This window comes from Acidobacteriota bacterium (genome assembly GCA_012729555.1).
Classification (GTDB): Bacteria; Acidobacteriota; UBA6911; order UBA6911; family UBA6911; genus UBA6911.
The window spans coordinates 26,890-45,241 of the sequence record JAAYCX010000075.1; the positions used below are offsets into that span (position 1 = coordinate 26,890).

The window sequence follows — 18,352 nt, forward strand, 5'->3', positions numbered from 1 at the left end:
AGATTCCGCCTGATTTTGGAGGACGCATGCACGCACGTTGTTTTCTTGTGGCCCTTATGTTTCTTTTCGGGTGGGGGGGCGCGGCGCCCGCCGGCCCGCTCCCCGCGGTCGACGAGGACGCCGTGACGCGGCCCGACGACACCGAGATCGTCGAGTGGATGGGGCGCACGGCGCCGATGACCGAAGCGGAGCGCGCCTCCGCGCTCGACGCGATCCTCGCCCGGATGACGGCCGGGGGCGGAGAGACGCCGCGGACCGATTTCATGACCTGCGCGGCGCTCGCCCACCGGGGGGAGGGCCGGGCGCAGTACTGCGTCGGGCAGGCCTACGAGAACGGGACGGGCGTCGTGGAGGATCCCACCGACGCCTACGTGTGGTACGCGCTCGCCGCCCGCGCCGGATACGGCGCCGGGGCCGAGGCGCGGGAACGGGTGAAGACGCTGCTGGTGTCGGTCTACCCTGCGCCCACCGACGAAGAGCTCGGCGCCCTCGAGGCGGCCGCCCTGGAGGCCGTCGCCCGACTCGGGGCCGAGGCGCGGAAATAGGAAAACCGGAGGAGGAGAGATGCGCTACCGCAAACTGGGGAAGACCGATCTGGATGTTTCGATCCTGGGGTTCGGGGCGATGCGCCTGCCGATGGTGGGCAACCCCGGAGGGCTCGCCGGGTTCGACCCGAAGATCCCGATCGACGAGGAGCACGCGGACCGGATGGTCCGCCACGCCCTGGACGAGGGGGTGAACTACTTCGATACGGCCTACGGGTATCACGGCGGCCAGAGCGAGAGGTACATAGGGAAGGTTCTCCGCCCGGTCCGCACGAAGGTGATGATCGCGACCAAGCTCCCGGTCTGGAACATCGAGAAGCGGGAGGACTTCGACCGGGTGTTCGAGGAGCAGCTCGCCAAGCTCCAGACCGACTACCTCGACGTCTACCTGATCCACAGCCTCAACCGCCCCTTCTGGGACAAGATGAAGGGGCTGGGGGTGCTCGAGTTCCTCGACCGGCTCAAGGCCGAGGAGCGCATCCGGGCGGCGGGCTTTTCCTTTCACGACGAAATCAAGGTCTTCAAGTCGATCATCGACGCCCACGACTGGGACGTGTGCCAGATCCAGTACAATTTCTACGACCGCGCCTACCAGGCCGGCGCGGAGGGGCTCCAGTACGCCGCCGCCCGGAATATCGGGGTGGTGGTGATGGAGCCGCTGCGCGGCGGGCAGCTGGTCCACAGGGTCCCGGCCCGCGTCCAGGCGCAGTGGGACGCAGCCCCGGTCCGCCGCAGCCCCGCGGAATGGGCGATGCGCTGGGTCTGGAACCACCCCGGCGTCTCGACCGTGCTGACCGGCTCGAGCACCCTCGAGCAGCTGCAGGAGCACACGCGCACCGTCCGCGACGCCGCGCCCGATTCCCTCTCCGGGGAGGAACTCGCCCGGTTCGACCAGGTGCGCGCCCTCTACCGGGAGATGGTCAAGGTGGACTGCACCGGCTGCGCCTACTGCATGCCCTGCCCCAGCGGCGTCGACATCCCGCACAACTTCCAGCTCTACAACGACTATTTCATGTTCCCGGGGCGGGAGTTCTGCAGCTTCTTCTACGGCAACCTGATGCCAGCCCAGGAGCGCGCTTCCGGCTGCGTCGAGTGCGGCGACTGCATGGACAAGTGCCCGCAGCAGATCGACATCATCCGGGAGCTCAAGGAGGTCCACGGCCTCTTCGGGGCGCCGCCGAAACAGGACTGATCGGCCGGGCCGCACGCGCCCCCGGGCCGGAAAGGAGAGGAATGACCGAGAGAGAAAAGATGGACATCGCCGCCGCGGCGCTCAAGCACAACGGCTTCGATCCCGTCATCTGCGTCGAGAAGGCCGAGAGCGCGGTCCCCGTCATCCTCGACTGGATCGAGCCGGACGCCCGGCTCGAGATGGCGGGGTCGGTGTCGGTGGGTCAGCTGGGGCTCCTGGACCTGCTGCGCGAGCGCGGCAACCCGGGTCTGGACTTCCCGGCCCCGGGGGAGGAGGATCCGGCGCGCGGGCGCCGCGACGTGCTGCTGGTGAGCGCGAACGCCCTCACCCTGGACGGAAAGATCGTCAACATCGACGGGATGGGAAACCGGGTGGCGGCCATGGCCTACGGGATGCGGCGCGTCATCCTCCTCATCGGCGTCAACAAGATCGTCGCCGACGTCGACGAGGCGCTCGACCGCGTGCAGCACGTCATCGCCCCCTACCACGCGAAGTGCCTGGGGGTCGACACCCCCTGCGCCCGGACCGAAACCTGCAGCGACTGCAGTTCGCCCCAGCGGATCTGCAACGTCACCACCATCATCTCCCGCCGCCCCCCAGGGGCGCAGTTTTCCATCGTCCTGGCGGCAGAGGACCTGGGGCTGGGGTGGGACCCGGCCTGGCCCGCGGAGCGGATCGACCGGATCAAGACCGCCTACCGGGTCGAAATCGACAGATTCCGCGCCGCGCTCGCGCAGGCCCGGGAGGGAAAGGGCGCGCCGGGCGCGTAGGAGCGCCCGACGGATCCGGCGTCAGCGCTTTCAGGGGATGCCGGGGCGCCCGTTCTCCAGCCGCGCCCGGACCTGCTCCGCCTCCGGGGCGTCCGGCGCGTGCCTGAGGTAGAGCCGCATCGCCTCGTCGGCCGCCGCCGGGTCGCGCCGCAGGGAGAACAGGTTCGCCCGGATCAGGTGTATCTTGGGGAACTGGTGGGTACTGTCCCTGAGGACCGTCTGCTCCGCCCGCTTTCCGGCCTGATCGTAATCCCCCAGGTTGTAGTGGGCCAGCGCGCTCAGGTAATAGGCCTCGGGGAAGCTCACCGGATCGAGATCCAGCGCCTTTTCGATGACGTCGGCCGCTTCCTCCCACCTCTGCTCCAGGGCGTTGAGCCACCCCAGCGCCACGTAGGGAGGAACGTACAGGGCGTCTCCGGCGAGGGCGCGCCCGAAGGCCTCGCGCGCCTCGGGGTACCGCTTGCGCTGCTGCTGGAGCTTGCCCAGTTCCAGCCACGCTTCCCCGTAGTCCCCGTACTCGGCGATCGCCTCCCTGAGCAGCGCTTCGCACTCCCCGTCCTTCCCCTTCTCCAGGGCCTTGCGCGCCCGCTTCATCTTCTCCTTCGCCTTCTTCGGCGCCATCAGGCTGGCGGCGCTGACCACGGTGCCGCGCACCCGCTCGAGCGGGTACACGATGATGGTCCCCAGGGTGTTGACCCGGGTGAGGTTGGTGGCGTTGAGGGTGAGCGAACTCGAGCGGTAGCCCGCGATCTGGGCCTTGAGGTCGCAGCCCGAAAGCCGGATGTACAGAGGGGTGGTCGTCTCGATCCGGGAGTCGGAGCTCGATCTCAGCGGGTTCCAGTAGATGGCGTCCTCGTCGTTGATATGACCGGTCCCCTCGCTGGCGTCGGGGACGATCGAACTGAACCGCTGCGCCCCGCCGTACTGAAAGGCGAAATACCCGTTCGGCCCCACCGAAGCCTCCCTCGTCTTGGAACTGCCGCAGTCCAGTTCGATGATGGTGCCGAAGGGAGGAGGGCTCCCGTCCTCGCGCATGACGGTCCCCGCGAGGAAGATCGGCTGGATTTCGCGCGGCGGGAGGCGGAAATCGGGAACGGCGAAGATTCCGGGCTGGGGCACGACCCTGGGCGCGGCGGGCGCGGCGGGGACCGAAGGGGTCGACGGCGTCGTGTCTTTCGGCGCTGAACTCTGCTGGGCAAAGAGCGCGACGGGCAGAAGCAGGAGAAGGAGCAGGGGGATCAAGCGCGAGGGCCGGAGAATAAGCATAAGCACCTCCGTAAAGCGGGGTTTCTGGGGTTTTTAACCCAGACATGATTAATATACACCATCCGCGGAGCGAACACAACCGGCTCCCTCCCCTCCCCCGGGCCGCTGCGGATTTCGTTGCGCGCCACGGGTGTTTGTGGCACCCTTGCGGCCGTACCGGACGGGAGGAGGCGCATCATGAAGGAGGCCGAATGGAACACGCTGCTCGCGGTCGTGCGCGGTGAGGAGCCGGCGCGGATCCCCGTGGGCTTCATCATCGACAGCCCCTGGCTCCCCAACTGGGCGGGGCACGCGATCCTCGACTACTTCACCGACGAGCGGGCGTTTCTCGACGCCAACCTGAAGGCGCTCGAGACCTTTCCCGGGGCGATGATGCTCCCCGGCTTCTGGTCCGAGTACGGGATGTGCACCGAGCCGTCCGCCTTCGGCGCCGTATCGGTGTGGGAGGAGGACGCCTTCCCCTTCGCCCGAAGAACGCTCGCCGCGCCCCGGGACGTCGAGCGCCTGGAGCGGCCCGATGCGCGCCGGGAGGGGCTGCTCCCCTTCGTGATCCAGCGCCTCAGGCACCTCGAACCCGAAATCGTGAAGGCGGGGCACCGCATCCGCTTCGCGGTGGCGCGCGGGCCGCTCAACATAGCGAGCTTCCTCATGGGGACGACCGAGTTTCTGACCGCGCTCCGGACCGACCCGGAGCTCATGCACCGGCTGCTCGATGTCGTCACCGGCTTTCTCGTGGACTGGATCGAATGGCAGCGGGAGTGCTTCCCCTCGATCGACGGGATCCTGCTCCTGGACGACATCGTGGGGTTCGTCGGCCGGGACGATTTCGAGCGGTTCGCCCTTCCCCGCCTCGCCCGCGCGTTCGACGCCGGCGTCGCGGTGAAGTTCTTCCACAACGACGCCCCTTCGAAGGCCTCGGCCCCCCTGCTCGCAGACGCGGGGATCAACCTGCTCAATTTCGGGGTGCAGCACACCCTGGAGGAGATGAGGGAATGGACCGGGGGCAAAGTGGCGCTGGTCGGCAATCTCCCCCCGCGCGACGTCCTCGCCGCGGGGACCCCGGAGGAGGTGGCGCGCGCCGCCACGGAGATGTTCGGCGCGCTCCGCGACCGGTCGCGCCTCGTGGCCTCCTGCGGCGGGGGGATGCCCCCCGGCGCGCCGACCGAAAACATCCGCGCCTTCATCGACGCCGTCGCCCGGCTGTAACCCCCCTCGGGCGCCGGAGGGGACCGGTGCCGGGACCAGGAGGGATGGGGGTCAGCGCACCCCGGCCTCTTTCACGATCTCGGGGACCGACTCCTCCCACTCGATCGCCATGATGTGGACCCCGCGGACCCCGGGGATTTCCCGGAGCTGCCGCACGGTCTCCACCGCGATGCGGATCCCCTCCCCGGCCTGCTTGTCCCTCGGCACCCCCTTGACCCGGGCGATGACGGCCTCGGGCACGTCCATCCCCGCCACATGGGTGGCCATGTACTCGAGCATGGCGGCGCTCCGGGCCGGGGTGATCCCGGCAAGGATGTGGGTGGCGGTGTCGAGTCCGCGCTCCCGGACGTCATTCATCCATTCCTTAAACTTTTCAATGTTAAATACACATTGAGTTTGAATAAATTCAGCTCCGGCCGCGACCTTTTTGGCCAGGCGCGGGACCTGGATCTTGGCCGGGTCGGCGAAGGGGTTGGCCGAGGCGCCGATGAAGAGTTCGAGTTTTCCCTCGAGCGCCTTCCCCCCCGCGAAGAGCGACGCGTCCCGCATCTCCCGGGCGACCTTCACCAGCTGGATCGAATCGAGGTCGAACACGTTCTTGGCCTGCGGGTGGTCGCCGAAGCTCTGGTGGTCCCCCGTCAGGCAGAGGAGGTTGGGGATCCCGAGGGCGGCCGCCCCCAGGATGTCGCTCTGGGCCGCGATCCGGTTGCGGTCCCGGCACACCATCTGCATGACGGGCTCCACCCCCTCCTCGGAGAGGATGCGGCAGGCGGCCATACTCGCCATCCGCACCACGCTCGTCTGGTTGTCGGTGACGTTGCAGGCGTCGACGCTCCCCTTGAGGAGGCGCGCCTTCCGCCGCACCGCCTCGGCGTCCGGCCCCCGCGGGGGACCCGCTTCCGCGGTCACGGCGAATTTCCCTGCTTCCAGTACGGACTGCAGCCTGCTTGGACTCATGAGCTTTCCCCCGACAATTCTATTGGAGATCCTTGCGGATCAGCTTGCGCGGACCGCCGTCCCGTGATTTGGACCAGTCGGCCGGGGGCTGGATGACGTCGTACTGGTCCAGCCGCCCCAGCGCCTCCAGCCGGTCGACGATGAGGTTCCAGGCGCAGGGGATTTCGGGATCGACTTCGCACTTGCCGTCGCGCGATCCCCCGCAGGGCCCGTTCATCAGGCTCTTCGAGCAGCGCGTGACCGGGCAGATCCCGCCCGTCACGAACAGCTTGCAGTCGCCGCAGGCCTGGCAGCGCTCCCCCCACTCCCCTTTGCGCTCCACGGCGCCGATGAAGTTGGTGTCGAGCGCCGGGAACACCTCACGGCCCTGGGCATGCTCGGCCACGAGCTGAACGCCGGCGCCGCACGCCATCGAAAGGACGGCGTCGTGCTCCCCCGCCAGGGCGAGCAGTTCGGGCAGGAATTCCGGGTCGCACTGCCGCTCGACGGTGATCTTCGTGATCCGGAAAGGGCGCCCCCGCCTCTTCCCCGCCAGGTCCAGGATCCGGGCGAGCATGTCGACCTCCTTCTGCCCCCCCGCGTTGCAGACCGTGACGCAGCCGTTGCAGCCGGCGATCAGGATGCGTTCGCGCTCGGCCAGGTAATCCAGGATGGTCTCGATCGGTTTCCAATCCCCTACAATCATGTCTCTACCTCCTTGCCTGGTCCCGGACGACGGGGATGGTCAGGCTCCCGTCCATCAGCACGAGGACCGAAGCGTCCGGCCCCTTCTCCCCGAGGGCGGCGTCCACGGCCTCCTGGAGCCCGGCGAACGGGCGGATGAACACGCTCTCCAAAAACGCCGGGTCCAGGTCGGTCACCGCCCAGACCTGGGCCCAGAGCCCGATCTCGGCCATCTTGGCCGCCTTGTGATAGCCCAGGACGAAGCCTTCCTCGATGCGCCGGAGCGCGTCCGCGGGCGAACTGGCCGACCCGAGCAGGCGGGCGAACGATTCGTCCCCGATCCCCATGCGGCACTTGGCCACCAGGAGCAGGATCCCCCCCTCCTTGAGCGCGTACTTGGCGTTGTCGATCCCCTTCTGGGCCTGGTACAGGTCGATGTCGGAGGGGAACTTCGCCACCGAGATCACGATATCGGCCTTGCGGGGGATTTCGGCGACGAAGACCTCGTTGGCCCGGGCGACCGCGGGTTCGAGTGAGCCGTAGATGTCGCCGGCCACGGCGGCGTAGATCCGGTGGTCCCGGTCGAGCACCGTGTTGATGGCGAAGATCTCCTTCTTGACCGTCGAGAGGGCGTCGATCATGTCCTCGTGGACCGGGTTCCCCTCCAGCCGCAGCGCCGAGGCCTCCCGCCTGAGCGCCAGCTTGTGGTTCTGCTCGATCGTGTCGAAGGCGGCGATCCCGGGGAGGAACGATTTGCGCCCCCCGGTGTAGCCGGCGAAGTAGTGGGGCTCCACCGAGCTGATGATGAGGATGCGGTCCGCCTCCACCCCGCGGCGGTTGACCCTCATCTCGGTCCCGTTCTTCGAGGTCCCCAGGTGGACCATCTCCTCGCTCCTGCGGGCGTCGTGCACGAAGATGCGGTCGCGGTACCGGGCGTAGTGCCGCTCGGAGAAAATCTGCACGTACTCCTCGGGCGTCGGCGCCCGGTGGGCGCCCGTGGCCACGATGAAGCTGACCTCCAGGCCGGCCAGTTCGGGCTCGAGGTAATCGAGCACCCGCGCCGTCGGCGTCGGCCGGGTCGGGTCGTTGACGATGACGAGGACGTCCCGGGCGCCGGCCAGAAACGCGCGGACTCCCGCCGAGCCGACCGGGTGCTCGAGCGCCCGGCGGATCACCTCCCCCTCGTCCCCGATCGGGACGCGGTTCGGTTCGATGATCCCCTCGATGCGCGCCTCGTCGATGGCGGCCTCGAGATATCCCTCCTTCCCGTAGGGCAGCCGCAGTTTCATGCCTCGCTCCTTACCAGCAGCGGGCCCAGGGCCCGGACATCCTTCATGAAAGCCTGGGTCGCCTCCAGGAACTTCTTGGGGTTCCCCTGCGCGACCTCGGCCACCTGCACGCGCCCGGGGTCGACCCCGATCGCCGCCAGCGGCTTCAGGAGAGCCTCCAGGCGCGCCTTCACCCGCGGGCTCCCCCCGTGCTCGCAGTCCTCCTCCGGGCAGGAGACGACCAGCACCCCCCAGGCGCCGGCGTCCAGGGTCGACAGGATGGTTTCCGAGCGGATCCGGCCGCTGCAGACCGTCACCAGCACCTTGTACTCGGCCGACGCGGCATCGGGCTCGTAGCTGGCCGTCTGCATCCCCGGGTAGTTGGACCAGCCGCAGGAGAAGACGACGGCCTTGGCCTCCGGGTTGCGCCCGTCGGCGAAAAACGCCGCCACCTCCCGGTCGAGTTCGTCGGGGTTGGTGCCGAAGCCGCGCCCGATCGTGACCCCCTGCTTGGGGCAGATGTCGAGGCAGCTGCCGCAGGACTGGCATTTCAGCAGGTCGGTCACGATCCGGCCGTCCACGAAACTGCGCGCCTCGTGCTTGCACATCCGGACGCAGTTCAGGCAGAGGGCGCAGACGTCGGTGTCGGTCCGGGAAGTGGTGCCGGGGACCTCGAACCCCGCCTCGACGAGGAGTTCCCGGGCGTCCTGGTAGACGTCCTGGATCGGGACCCCGGAGGAACACGCCTTCTGGCAGCGGCCGCAGTGGAAACACTCCATCAGCTTGCCCGCCACGTACTCCGACGGTTCGATCTCCCCGCTCAGCAGGCCGTAGAGCAGGATCAGCTTCCCCCGCGGGCTGTCGATCTCCCACCGGGTGGATTTGTAGATCGGGCAGTGCTCGTAGCAGTAGCCGCAGCGGATGCACTTGTTGAGCGCGCCCTTCCATTTTTCCAGTTTGCCCATATCGCCCATGTTCGCCCCCGCCTACGATTTCTGATAGCGCAAATGCGTCTCGCCGACCCAGTCGTCCGGGCCGTCCATCAGCTTGCCCGGGTTCATGATGTTGTTCGGGTCGAACACCTTCTTGATGCCCCGCATCAGGTCGAGCACCGCCGCCTTCTCGCGCCTGAAGGCCCCGGCCTTGCTGAGCCCGATCCCGTGTTCGGCCGAAGTGGTCCCGCCGACCGACAGGACGTATTCGTAAATCTCCTTGACCGCCTGCCGGGCGCCCTCCCACTGCGTCCCCTTCTCCGTGTCCATCAGGATCTTCGTGTGCATGCACCCGGCGCCGCAGTGGCCGTACGCCGTCATGACCAGGCCGTTGCGCTCGGCGATCTCGTGGATCTTGTTGGCGGTCTCGGCCATCTTGGAAAAGGGCACCGCCATGTCGTCGGCCAGCGACGTCGAGGCCAGGCGCTCGTCGTACTTCGAAAGCGAGGGGAAGAGCTTGGAGCGGGCGGCGAAGATCCGCGCACGCTCCTTCTCGTCGTAGCTGAACTCGAGGCCGAAGCCGTTGTGGCGCTCGCAGATGGTGCGGAATCTTTCGATCTCGGGATCGATCGTCTCCTTCGCCATGCCGTCGGCCTCGAACAGCAGGATGGCCTCGACCTCCGGGAGCCCGAGGTTCTCCGCCTTGTTGGCGGCCGTGATCGCCACCTTGTCCACCAGCTCGAGCATCGACGGCTGGCACCCGCTCCCCATGATTTCACTGATGGCGTCCCCCGCTTCCCCGAGCACGTTGAACATGGCGATCCCGAGGCAGCGGAGCTTGGGGATGGGTACGAAGCGCAGGGTGGCCTCGACGATGACGCCCAGGGTCCCCTCCGAGCCCACCATGAGGCGTTCGAGCGGGTAGCCGCTCGCCGCCACCCGCGTGGTCGCCCCGAGCGAAACCAGCTCCCCGCCGGCCAGGACCACCTTCATCGCGAGGATGGCGTCGCGCGCCGCCCCGTACTTGACCGAACGGGTGCCGGAGGCGTTGTTGGCGATCTCCCCGCCGATCGTGGCCACCACGCTCGAGGCGGGGGTCGGGGGGTAGAAGACCCCGTGGGGCTTCAGCGCCTTGTTCAGGTCGTCGTCGACCACCCCCGGCTCCACCCGGCAGTAGCCGTCCTGCGGGTTGATCTCCAGGATCCGGTTCATCGCCTTCATGTCCAGGATGATGCCCCCCCGGACGGGAACGGCCTGGCCGCACATGCCGGAGCCGGAGCCGCGCGGGATCACCGGGATCCGCTCCTCGTCGGCGTAGCGCAGCAGCTGCTGCACCTGTTCGGTGTTCCGCGGGCGGACGATGGCGTGCGGCGTTCCCTCGTGCACGCTCGAATCGGAGCCGTAGACGTAGAGATCGGCCGGGTCGGAGAGGACGCCGCCCTCCCCGACGATGGCTTTCAGTTTCTCAAAGTTGATGTCACTCATCGACCACCTCTCGCGATAATAGGGGATGACGACCGAAACAGAAGAGGGGAATGCGGATCCGCGCCCGTAAAAACGGGTATCAAACCATTCTCGAGACGACGCCGGGACAAATAACCCTCCAGTCCTCAGGGGGGCCTACGCCAAACTCACGACACTTCAGGTTATCACAGCCCGGAGGAAAAATCCGGGGCCATTTTCGGGAAACCGTCAGGCCCGGGAGGGAGCGAAGCCGAGCAGAAGCCACTCCCCGCGCCGGCGCCGGGAACGGACCGCGAACCCCGCCCGGTCGAGCTCCCCGCGGATTTCGTCCTCGTCCTGCTCCTGCAGCCCCGAAAGGCAGCCGATGCCGCCGTCCCCGAGCAGGCGCGGGAGGAGGGGGCAGAGCGCCGGAAGGGTCCGGCCGTCGATATTGGCGACCAGGATGTCGCCCCGCTGCCCGGCGCACTCCTCGAAGGAGCCCGCCCGCAGCTCCAGCTCCGGCCCGAAGCCGTTGGCGGCCGCGTACCCGCGCGCGCACTCGATGGCGATCGGGTCGTTGTCCACCCCGAGCGCGCTCCGGGCCCCGAGCCGGAGCGCGGCCATGGCCAGGATGCCGCTCCCGGTGCCGATGTCGAGGACCCGCTCCCCGCCGCGGATATTCTCCTCGAGCCACTCGACGACCAGCTGCGTGGTGGCGTGGTGCCCGGTGCCGAACGCGCGCTTCGGGTCGAGGACCAGCTCGATGCCGTCAAAAGCGGGGTCGGGCTCGTGCCAGCTCTGACGGACGCGGATGCGGCCGCCCAGCCGGATCGGCTGCAGGGACGCCGCCCAGGCCGCGTTCCAGTCCCGGTCCGGCACCGGCTCCACCTCCAGGCTTCCCGCGTCGATGCCGAGCGCGCCCAGCGCCCGCTCGAGTCCTTCGAGGGCCGCACCGTCCCACCTTTTTGCCGGCCAGAAGAGGTGCACCACCCCGTCCCCCCCCTCCCAGGCTCCCAGCTCCTCCCCCCCGTCGAGCAGGGCCAGGATCTCCCCCGCATCCACACCGGTTCGCAGGCGCACTTCCACGTAGTCTTCAGCCATGGGGGAAGGATACCCGCAACCGCCCTCCACCCGAACACAATTATGGACATCCACTCTTTGAACAAATCCTGGACACCCACTCTTTGAGCCAGAAGGTGGATGTCCAGGACTGGCTCATCGCCGGTTTTGGGGCAAAGGGTGGATGTCCAGGATTGGGCGTTGTATCCTGTCCTCATGCCTTACTGGTTTGACGGCAACAACCTGATCGGGCAATCGGCGGCGGCGGCGGCCGCCGACCCGCGCCCGCGGCGGGAGTTCCTGGCGGCGCTGGCCGCCTATCGCCGGGCGGGCGGGGGCCGCCTGCTGGTCTTCTTCGACGGGGACGACCCCGGGCGGTCGGACCTCCCCCCGGGGGTCGCCGTGCGTTACGCCGCACCCGAATCGGCCGACGCGGCCATCCTCCGGCGCCTCGGCGAAGCCTCCCGCCCCGCCGAAGTCACCGTCGTCACCAACGACCTGGAGCTTCGCGCCCGCTGCCGCCGCGCCGGCGCCCCGACCCTCGACTGGCGGGAGTTCGCCGCGAGGATGCGCCTTCGTTCAAGCCGCCCCGGCCGTACCCGGAAGCGCCCGGAGGAGGCGGTCGACGTGGCGGAGTGGATGCGGTGGTTCGGCCTCGACGGCGGGGAGGGCTAGGCCGCCCCAGGCCGCCGTGGTTTCGGCGCCTTTTTTTTGATAGACTTCTCCCGGTTGCGCGGACCCTTACCCCTACTGCGTCGGGATCTATGGAACAGACATCGAAGAGCCGTAACACCGCTTCCGTCGTCAACGATTTCAGCCTCCAGATCGCCACGGTGAACGGCTCCGGGAGCCAGTCGGCCAACGCGATCCTGATGCGGGCGATCTTCCGCATGGGGATCCCGGTCAGCGGCAAGAACATCTTCCCCTCCAACATCTCGGGACTCCCCACCTGGTACGCCATCCGGGTGAGCGAGCGGGGCTACGCCGCCCGCAAGGCCGGCATCGACATCGCCGTCGCCCTCAACCCCCACTCGGCGCGCGAGGACGCGCTCGCGGTCAGCCCGGGAGGGGTGCTGCTCGCGGAATCGGCCCTGGGCCTGGGCAGGCTGCGCGACGACATCCACTGCTACGAAGTCCCCTTCGCCCGGCTGGCGGAGGAGGTCACCGGCAACTTCCGGCTCCGCGCGCTCCTGGCCAACATGGTTTACGTGGGAGCCCTCACCCGTCTCCTCTCCATCGACACCGCCGAGGTGGAAGCGGCCATCCGGCGGCAGTTCCCGGACAAGGCCGGGGCCGTCGATCTCAACCTTCGGGCGCTCGAGGCGGGACGCTCCCATGCCGAGCGCCACCTGGAAAAGAGAGACCCCTTCCGCCTCGAGCCGCGCACCCTCACCCGGGGCCGGATCCTCATCGACGGCAACGGCGCGGCGGCGCTGGGGGCGATGTTCGGGGGATGCACCGTGGCCTCGTGGTACCCCATCACCCCCTCCACCTCCCTGATGGAACAGCTGCAGGGGTTCCTGCGCGAGTTCCGGACCGATCCCCGCACGGGGAAAGCGTCGTTCGCCGTCATCCAGGCCGAGGACGAAATGGCGGCCCTCGGCATGGTCGTGGGAGCGGGGTGGGCGGGCGCCCGCGCCATGACCGCGACCTCCGGTCCCGGCGTCTCCCTGATGACCGAGTTTTCCGGCCTGGCCTATTTCGCCGAAATCCCCGCCGTCCTCTGGGACGTCCAGCGCCTGGGACCCTCCACGGGCCTCCCCACCCGCACGAGCCAGGGGGACCTGCTCTCCTGCTACTTTCTCGGCCACGGCGACACGCGCCATATCCTCCTCCTGCCGGCCACCCCGGGGGAGTGCTTCGATTTCGCCCAGCAGGCGCTGAACCTGGCCGAGCGCTTCCAGACCCCCGTCATCTGCATGAGCGACCTGGACCTGGGGATGAACGACTGGGTCGCGGAGGAGTTCCCCTACCCCGACCACATCCCGCTGGATCGCGGCAAGGTACTCCGGGAGCCGGACCTGGAGGCGATGGCCGACTTCGCCCGCTACCTCGACAGCGACGGGGACGGGGTCTGCCCCCGCACCCTGCCCGGGAACCGGCACCCGGGCGCCCCCTATTTCACCCGCGGGAGCGGCCACAACCCGAAGGCCGAATACAGCGAACGGCCCGGGGACTACGCCCGGCTCATGGAGCGCCTCGCGCGCAAGATCCGGGGAGCCGTCCCCTCCCTCCCCCCCCCGGTCATCGCCGACGGCGCGGGGGGCCCCGTCGGCATCGTCTCCTGGGGCTCCACGCACGCGGCGGTGGAGGAGGCGCGCGACCGGCTGCGGGAGGAGCATGGCGTCGAAACGGGATACCTGCGCCTGCGCTCCCTGCCGCCCGGGGAGGACACAGCCCGCTTTCTCGAGCGCCACGAGAGGGTGTACGTGGTGGAACAGAACCGGGACGGGCAGATGCGGGCGATCCTGCAGATCGAATTCCCGGCGGCCGCCGCCCGCCTGCGGTCCGTCCTTCACTGCGACGGCGTCCCGGCCGACGCGGCCTCGATCGCCGGATCGATCCTGGAAGGGGAAAGGAAAGGGGAAGACCATGTCGCCTGACAAACCGCGCCCCGGGGCGCCGAACCGCGCCGGCCTGACGATCGAAGCCTACAAGGGGCGCCCGTCCACCCTGTGCAACGGCTGCGGCCACGACGCCATATCGAACCAGCTCGTCCGCGCCTTCTACGAGTACGGGATCGACCCGGCGGAGGTGGTCAAATTTTCCGGCATCGGGTGCAGCTCGAAGACCCCGGCCTATTTCCTGGGACGCTCCTTCGGCTTCAACGCCATCCACGGCCGGATGCCCTCGGTGGCCACCGGCGCGCTCGTGGCCAACCGCCGCCTGAAGGGGCTGGCCGTAAGCGGCGACGGCGACACGGCCTCGATCGGGATCGGTCAGTTCGTGCACGCCATGCGCCGCAACATCCCCCTCGTCTACATCCTCGAAAACAACGGCGTCTACGGGCTGACCAAGGGGCAGTTTTCGGCTACGGCCGACCGGGGCTCGCGCCGGAAGGGGGGGGAGGCCAACGAACTCCCCCCCGTCGACTGCTGCGCCCTGGCGATCGAACTCGGGTGCGGCTATGTCGCCCGCTCCTTCGCGGGGGACCCCAAGCAGCTCTCGGCGCTCCTGAAGGGGGCTTTGGGCCACCGGGGGACCGCCTTCATCGACGTGCTCTCCCCCTGCGTCACCTTCAACAACCACGAGGGGTCGACCAAGAGCTACCCCTACCTGAAGGGGGCGGAGGAGTGGCTGCACGATGTGGGCTTCATCCCCTATTTCGAGCAGATCGCGGTGGATTACGCCGACGGGACCACGAGGGAGATCGCGCTCCACGACGGCTCCCGGCTCACGCTGCGCAAGCTCGAACGGGAGTACGACCCGACCGACCGGGCCGGGGCGCTCGCGAAGCTCCGCGCGTCGTCGGAAGAGGGGACGTTCCTGACGGGACTCTTCTACATCGACGGCCGGAAACCGGACATCACGGAACTCCTCGACCTCGACGACGAACCCCTGGCGGCCCTCCCACCGGAAAAGCTGCGCCCCTCCCGCGCCGCGTTCGAAGAGATCCTGGCGCGGCTCAGGTAGGGGGGCGGACCGGGCGGCGACGGCCCCCCCTCACTGCGAACGGTAGTTGCCGAACTTGAGCTCGATCGAGAAGTCCTTCTCCTTGAGCAGGCGCATCACGGTCTGCAGATCGTCGCGCGAGGGGGAGGAGATGCGCACCTGGTCCCCCTGGATCTCCGACTGGAGCTTCTTGATCTTCTGCTCCTTGAGGTATTTCACGATGGCGCGCGCCGTCTCGGTCGGGATCCCCTGCTGCAGGCTCACCTCCTCGACCACCGTCCCCCCGGCCGCGGGCTGCGCCTTGCCGTGCTGGAGGTTCCGAAGGGGCACCTGCCGCCGCACCATCTTCTCCTCGAGCACCTCCCAGGCCGCCCGGAGCTTGTATTCGTCCGGAGCGCGCACCACCAGCTTGTTTTCCGAGCGCCGGAACTCGATCTCGACCTTCTGCCCCTTGAAATCGTAACGCTGCCGGATCTCCTTCATCGCCTGGTTTACGGCGTTGTCCACCTCCTGGAGATCGCAGCCCGAGGTGACGTCGAACGATTGCGTGGCCGCCATGGCACCCTCCTCAGGGTTCGGGGGACGGCTGCGCGTCCCGCGTCCGTTTCAATTCCTCCAGGGCGGCCCCCAGCCTGCGGAGCTCCTCCCCGTACTTCGCCCAGTCCCCCTGGCGCTGCGCCGCGACGGCGCGGCTGTAGGCTTCCCCGGCCTCCTCGACCAGGCCGAGGGCCGAGGACGGCGGACGCGGCGCGGCCGACTCGCCGTCAGCCCCCCCGGCCCTGTCCGGGAGGGAGAGCTGCCCCTCGAAGATCCGGGCGATGGAAGCCTCGAGCGTCTCCTCCATGACGATCCGGTTCTCGTAGGCGACGATGACGCGCTTGAGCTCCGGGATCTTGCCGTTCTGGGCCCGCAGGTAGAGCGGGCGGATGTACAGCAGCGCCTCCTCGATCGGGATGATCAGGAGGTTCCCCTGGATCACCTGGGACCCGCGCTGGTCCCAGAGCGCGATCTGGCGCGCGATCTCGGCGTCCTGGTTGACCCGGGCGACGATCTGGCGCGGCCCGTAGACCAGCTTCTGCTTGGGGAAGCGGTAGACGACGAGCTTGCCGTAGTGCTCCCCGTCGCTGCGCGCCACCATCCAGGCCGACAGGTTGTCCTTCCGGCCGGGCGTGAACGGGAGCATCAGGATGAACTCCTCCCGGCTCTCCTGCGGCAGGCGCATGATGGTGTAGTAGGGGGACATCGGGTTTTCCGTGCTCCCGGTCGCGAGGGTCGGAATCTGCCACAGGTCTTCCTTGTTGTAGAAGATCTGCGGGGCCCCCATGTGGTAGACCGAGTACATGTAGGTCTGCACCGTGAAGATGTCCTCCGGGTACCGCAGGTGCCGCCGGAGGTGTTCGGGAATCTCGGAGAGCGGGCGGAAGACCCCGGGAAAGATCTTCTGGTAGACCCGGATCACCGGATCTTCCGCGTCGGCCACGTACAGGTCCACGCCGCCGTTATAGGCGTCGACCACCACCTTGACCGAGTTGCGGATGTAGTTGCCCACCCCCGGCGTGCGGGTGGAATAGGGGTAGCGGTCCGACACCGTGTAGGCGTCCTGGATCCAGAAGAGCTTCCCGTCGGAGATCACCATGTAGGGGTCCTGGTCCAGCATCAGAAAGGGCGCCAGCCGGTTGATGCGCTGCCGGATGTCCCGGAAGTAGAGGAAACGGCTGTCGCGCGTCACCAGCGGCGACAGGAGGATGTTGGGGTCGCGGAAGTAGAAGGCGAACAGGAGCTTTCGCAGCAGGGAGTGGACGCGCACGCCCCCCTCCCCCTGGTAGCGGGCGTAGACGTTCTCCTCGCCGGAGGGGTAATCGAACTCCTCCTGCCCCGTGTGGACCAGCGCGTAGCTCTGCGTCAACTCCCCGTAATAGATTTCGGGGCGGTCCACCTCCAGAAGCGGGTAGGAGGACTCCGGCGGGATGTTCTGCACGTGGAGCACCGGCAGCCCCTCCGACGTCATCCGGTTGACCGGCCCCACCGCGATCCCGTAGCCGTGGGTGTAGCTCAGGTGCTCGTTGATCCAGTTCCGCTCCGGGAGGCTCGCGCTGTTCAGTTCGCGCGCCGAGAGCATCAGCTGCTTGAGCTGCCCGTCGATCAGGTAGCGGTCGTTGTCGACCGAGACGAAATCGTAATAGGTCCGGATCTCCTGGATCTGCTTCAGGGCGTCCAGCAGCGGCTCGTGGTCCCACAGCCGGATGCTCTGGATGGTGGCGGAGTTGTCCTCGATGTCGCGCGCCGTGAGCGCGGTGTCGCCCGACAGGTCGCGCTCCTCGACCGCCTCGAGCTTGTAGGCCTCGAGCGTCGCCCGGATGTTATGGGCGATCTGCGGGCTCTCCTTGTCGAGTTCGTTGGGATCGACGAAGAACTTCTGGATGAAGGCGGGGTAGAGGTTCCCCCCGAACATCACCACGAGGTAGAGGAGGATGGCGATGACGGCGGGGCGGCTGCCCCTGAGGAACGCGTTGGCTATCCACAGGAGGGCCCCGGCCAGGGCCGCCAGCGCGAGCAGGCTGAGCATGGGCAGGCGCGCGTGCAGGTCGGCGTACCCGGCCCCGGAAAACACGTCGTGGGTGCCGTAAAGAAGCTCGAACCGGTCGAGGTACGCGCTCGCGCCGAGCAGCGCGAAGACCAGCGCGGCCAGGAGCGAAATGTGGACGCTCGGGCGGCTGCGCCCCGCGTCCCCCTTCAGCTGGCCCCAGCTGAGCGCCCCCTTGAAGTAGTAGAGCACCGCCACCCCGATCAGGGCGAGGAAGGAGAGCATGAGGCCGAAGCGCACCACGTCGCGCAGAAACGGCAGCGTGAAGAAGAAGAAGGAGACGTCGCGCCCGAAGACCGGGTCGGACGAGCCGAAATCGACCCGGTGGAGCCACCGCCAGACCCTCTCCCAGTTGGCCGCGTACCCGACCCCGATCAGAAATCCTATCGCGAGCGAGGCCAGCCCGGCGAACCGCCGCACGGTTTCGGGTTCGACCCGGTAGGCCGTGATCTGCCCGTTGGGCGTCGGTATCCCGATCTCGATCTGGCCGGGGCCGCGGTTGGCGAACAGGAGGTTGAGATAGAGGAAGAGGAATGCGGCCAGCAGCGTTGTGGACCCGAGCAGGCTCTTGGCGTACAGAACCGTGGTGAACACCGCGGTCTTGCCCAGTTCCGCAAACCAGAGGTAATCGAAGTACAGGCCCACGCCGAACGACAGCCCGCCGAAAAGCACAAAAAGCGCGATGAGAACGACCATCCAGGTGATTCTTTTGTGCATAACTCTCCTATCCCGGTTTATCGATTGTCGATGCGGTCCATCATACACGCTTCGGCGCACCGGTTCCACCGAAACAGCCCGGGCGCAAAACCGCGCCGGGCTTGTGCGCGGAAGGCGCATCGGGTATTGTGAAATTTT

Annotated in this window: 16 protein-coding genes; 7 read left to right on the forward strand and 9 right to left on the reverse strand. The window is 68.0% G+C overall.

Annotated elements, in window-relative coordinates:
- Nucleotides 1-26 precede the first annotated feature (26 nt).
- Genes GXY47_13210 through GXY47_13220 form a run of 3 tightly spaced genes read left to right on the forward strand, consistent with a single transcriptional unit; the run spans nt 27 to nt 2,507 of the window.
- A complete protein-coding gene (locus GXY47_13210) occupies nt 27-545 on the forward strand; it encodes a hypothetical protein (GenBank protein ID NLV32102.1) in 519 nt (172 codons plus the stop codon).
- A gap of 19 nt (nt 546-564) precedes the next feature.
- A complete protein-coding gene (locus tag GXY47_13215; protein NLV32103.1) occupies nt 565-1,737 on the forward strand; it encodes an aldo/keto reductase in 1,173 nt (390 codons plus the stop codon).
- Between the two features lie 41 nt (nt 1,738-1,778).
- Complete coding sequence (locus GXY47_13220) at nt 1,779-2,507, forward strand: LUD domain-containing protein (protein NLV32104.1); 729 nt, start codon at nt 1,779-1,781, stop codon at nt 2,505-2,507.
- 30 nt (nt 2,508-2,537) lie between these two features.
- On the opposite strand, the gene GXY47_13225 is transcribed toward GXY47_13220, so the two are convergent.
- Nucleotides 2,538-3,773: a tetratricopeptide repeat protein gene (locus GXY47_13225; GenBank protein NLV32105.1), complete on the reverse strand. Its 1,236-nt coding sequence runs from the start codon at nt 3,771-3,773 to the stop codon at nt 2,538-2,540.
- Between the two features lie 177 nt (nt 3,774-3,950).
- Between GXY47_13225 and GXY47_13230 the strand changes: the two genes are divergently transcribed.
- Nucleotides 3,951-4,979, forward strand: a complete 1,029-nt coding sequence (locus GXY47_13230; GenBank protein NLV32106.1) for a uroporphyrinogen decarboxylase — start codon at nt 3,951-3,953, stop codon at nt 4,977-4,979.
- 51 nt (nt 4,980-5,030) lie between these two features.
- Here the strand turns inward: GXY47_13230 and GXY47_13235 are convergent, their stop codons facing one another.
- From GXY47_13235 to GXY47_13260, 6 genes are all read right to left on the reverse strand, one after another.
- A complete protein-coding gene (locus GXY47_13235) occupies nt 5,031-5,936 on the reverse strand; it encodes a methylenetetrahydrofolate reductase (protein ID NLV32107.1) in 906 nt (301 codons plus the stop codon).
- A gap of 19 nt (nt 5,937-5,955) precedes the next feature.
- Complete coding sequence (locus GXY47_13240) at nt 5,956-6,621, reverse strand: hypothetical protein (GenBank protein ID NLV32108.1); 666 nt, start codon at nt 6,619-6,621, stop codon at nt 5,956-5,958.
- Nucleotides 6,622-6,625: 4 nt separating this feature from the next.
- Nucleotides 6,626-7,888, reverse strand: coding sequence for a nickel-dependent lactate racemase (gene larA, locus GXY47_13245; GenBank protein NLV32109.1), 1,263 nt, complete (start codon nt 7,886-7,888; stop codon nt 6,626-6,628).
- Complete coding sequence (locus GXY47_13250; protein NLV32110.1) at nt 7,885-8,841, reverse strand: hydrogenase iron-sulfur subunit; 957 nt, start codon at nt 8,839-8,841, stop codon at nt 7,885-7,887. Before GXY47_13250 ends, larA begins: the two co-directional genes overlap by 4 nt.
- Before the next feature lie 12 nt (nt 8,842-8,853).
- Nucleotides 8,854-10,284 (reverse strand): FAD-binding oxidoreductase, encoded by a 1,431-nt coding sequence (locus GXY47_13255; GenBank protein ID NLV32111.1) that lies wholly within the window; start codon nt 10,282-10,284, stop codon nt 8,854-8,856.
- A gap of 207 nt (nt 10,285-10,491) precedes the next feature.
- Nucleotides 10,492-11,343: a 50S ribosomal protein L11 methyltransferase gene (locus GXY47_13260; GenBank protein NLV32112.1), complete on the reverse strand. Its 852-nt coding sequence runs from the start codon at nt 11,341-11,343 to the stop codon at nt 10,492-10,494.
- Between the two features lie 159 nt (nt 11,344-11,502).
- On the opposite strand from GXY47_13260, the gene GXY47_13265 reads away from it, so the two are divergent.
- The 3 genes from GXY47_13265 to GXY47_13275 all read left to right on the forward strand — a co-directional run bounded on the left by GXY47_13265 (nt 11,503) and on the right by GXY47_13275 (nt 14,934).
- Complete coding sequence (locus GXY47_13265; protein ID NLV32113.1) at nt 11,503-11,976, forward strand: NYN domain-containing protein; 474 nt, start codon at nt 11,503-11,505, stop codon at nt 11,974-11,976.
- Nucleotides 11,977-12,065: 89 nt separating this feature from the next.
- Nucleotides 12,066-13,904 (forward strand): 2-oxoacid:acceptor oxidoreductase subunit alpha, encoded by a 1,839-nt coding sequence (locus GXY47_13270; protein ID NLV32114.1) that lies wholly within the window; start codon nt 12,066-12,068, stop codon nt 13,902-13,904.
- A complete protein-coding gene (locus GXY47_13275; GenBank protein NLV32115.1) occupies nt 13,894-14,934 on the forward strand; it encodes a 2-oxoacid:ferredoxin oxidoreductase subunit beta in 1,041 nt (346 codons plus the stop codon). The genes GXY47_13270 and GXY47_13275 overlap by 11 nt, the downstream gene beginning before the upstream one ends.
- 30 nt (nt 14,935-14,964) lie before the next feature.
- On the opposite strand, the gene GXY47_13280 is transcribed toward GXY47_13275, so the two are convergent.
- Together GXY47_13280 and GXY47_13285 are read right to left on the reverse strand one after the other, a co-directional pair.
- A complete protein-coding gene (locus GXY47_13280; GenBank protein ID NLV32116.1) occupies nt 14,965-15,471 on the reverse strand; it encodes a YajQ family cyclic di-GMP-binding protein in 507 nt (168 codons plus the stop codon).
- Nucleotides 15,472-15,481: 10 nt separating this feature from the next.
- Nucleotides 15,482-18,214 (reverse strand): UPF0182 family protein, encoded by a 2,733-nt coding sequence (locus GXY47_13285; GenBank protein NLV32117.1) that lies wholly within the window; start codon nt 18,212-18,214, stop codon nt 15,482-15,484.
- Between the last annotated feature and the right edge of the window lie 138 nt (nt 18,215-18,352).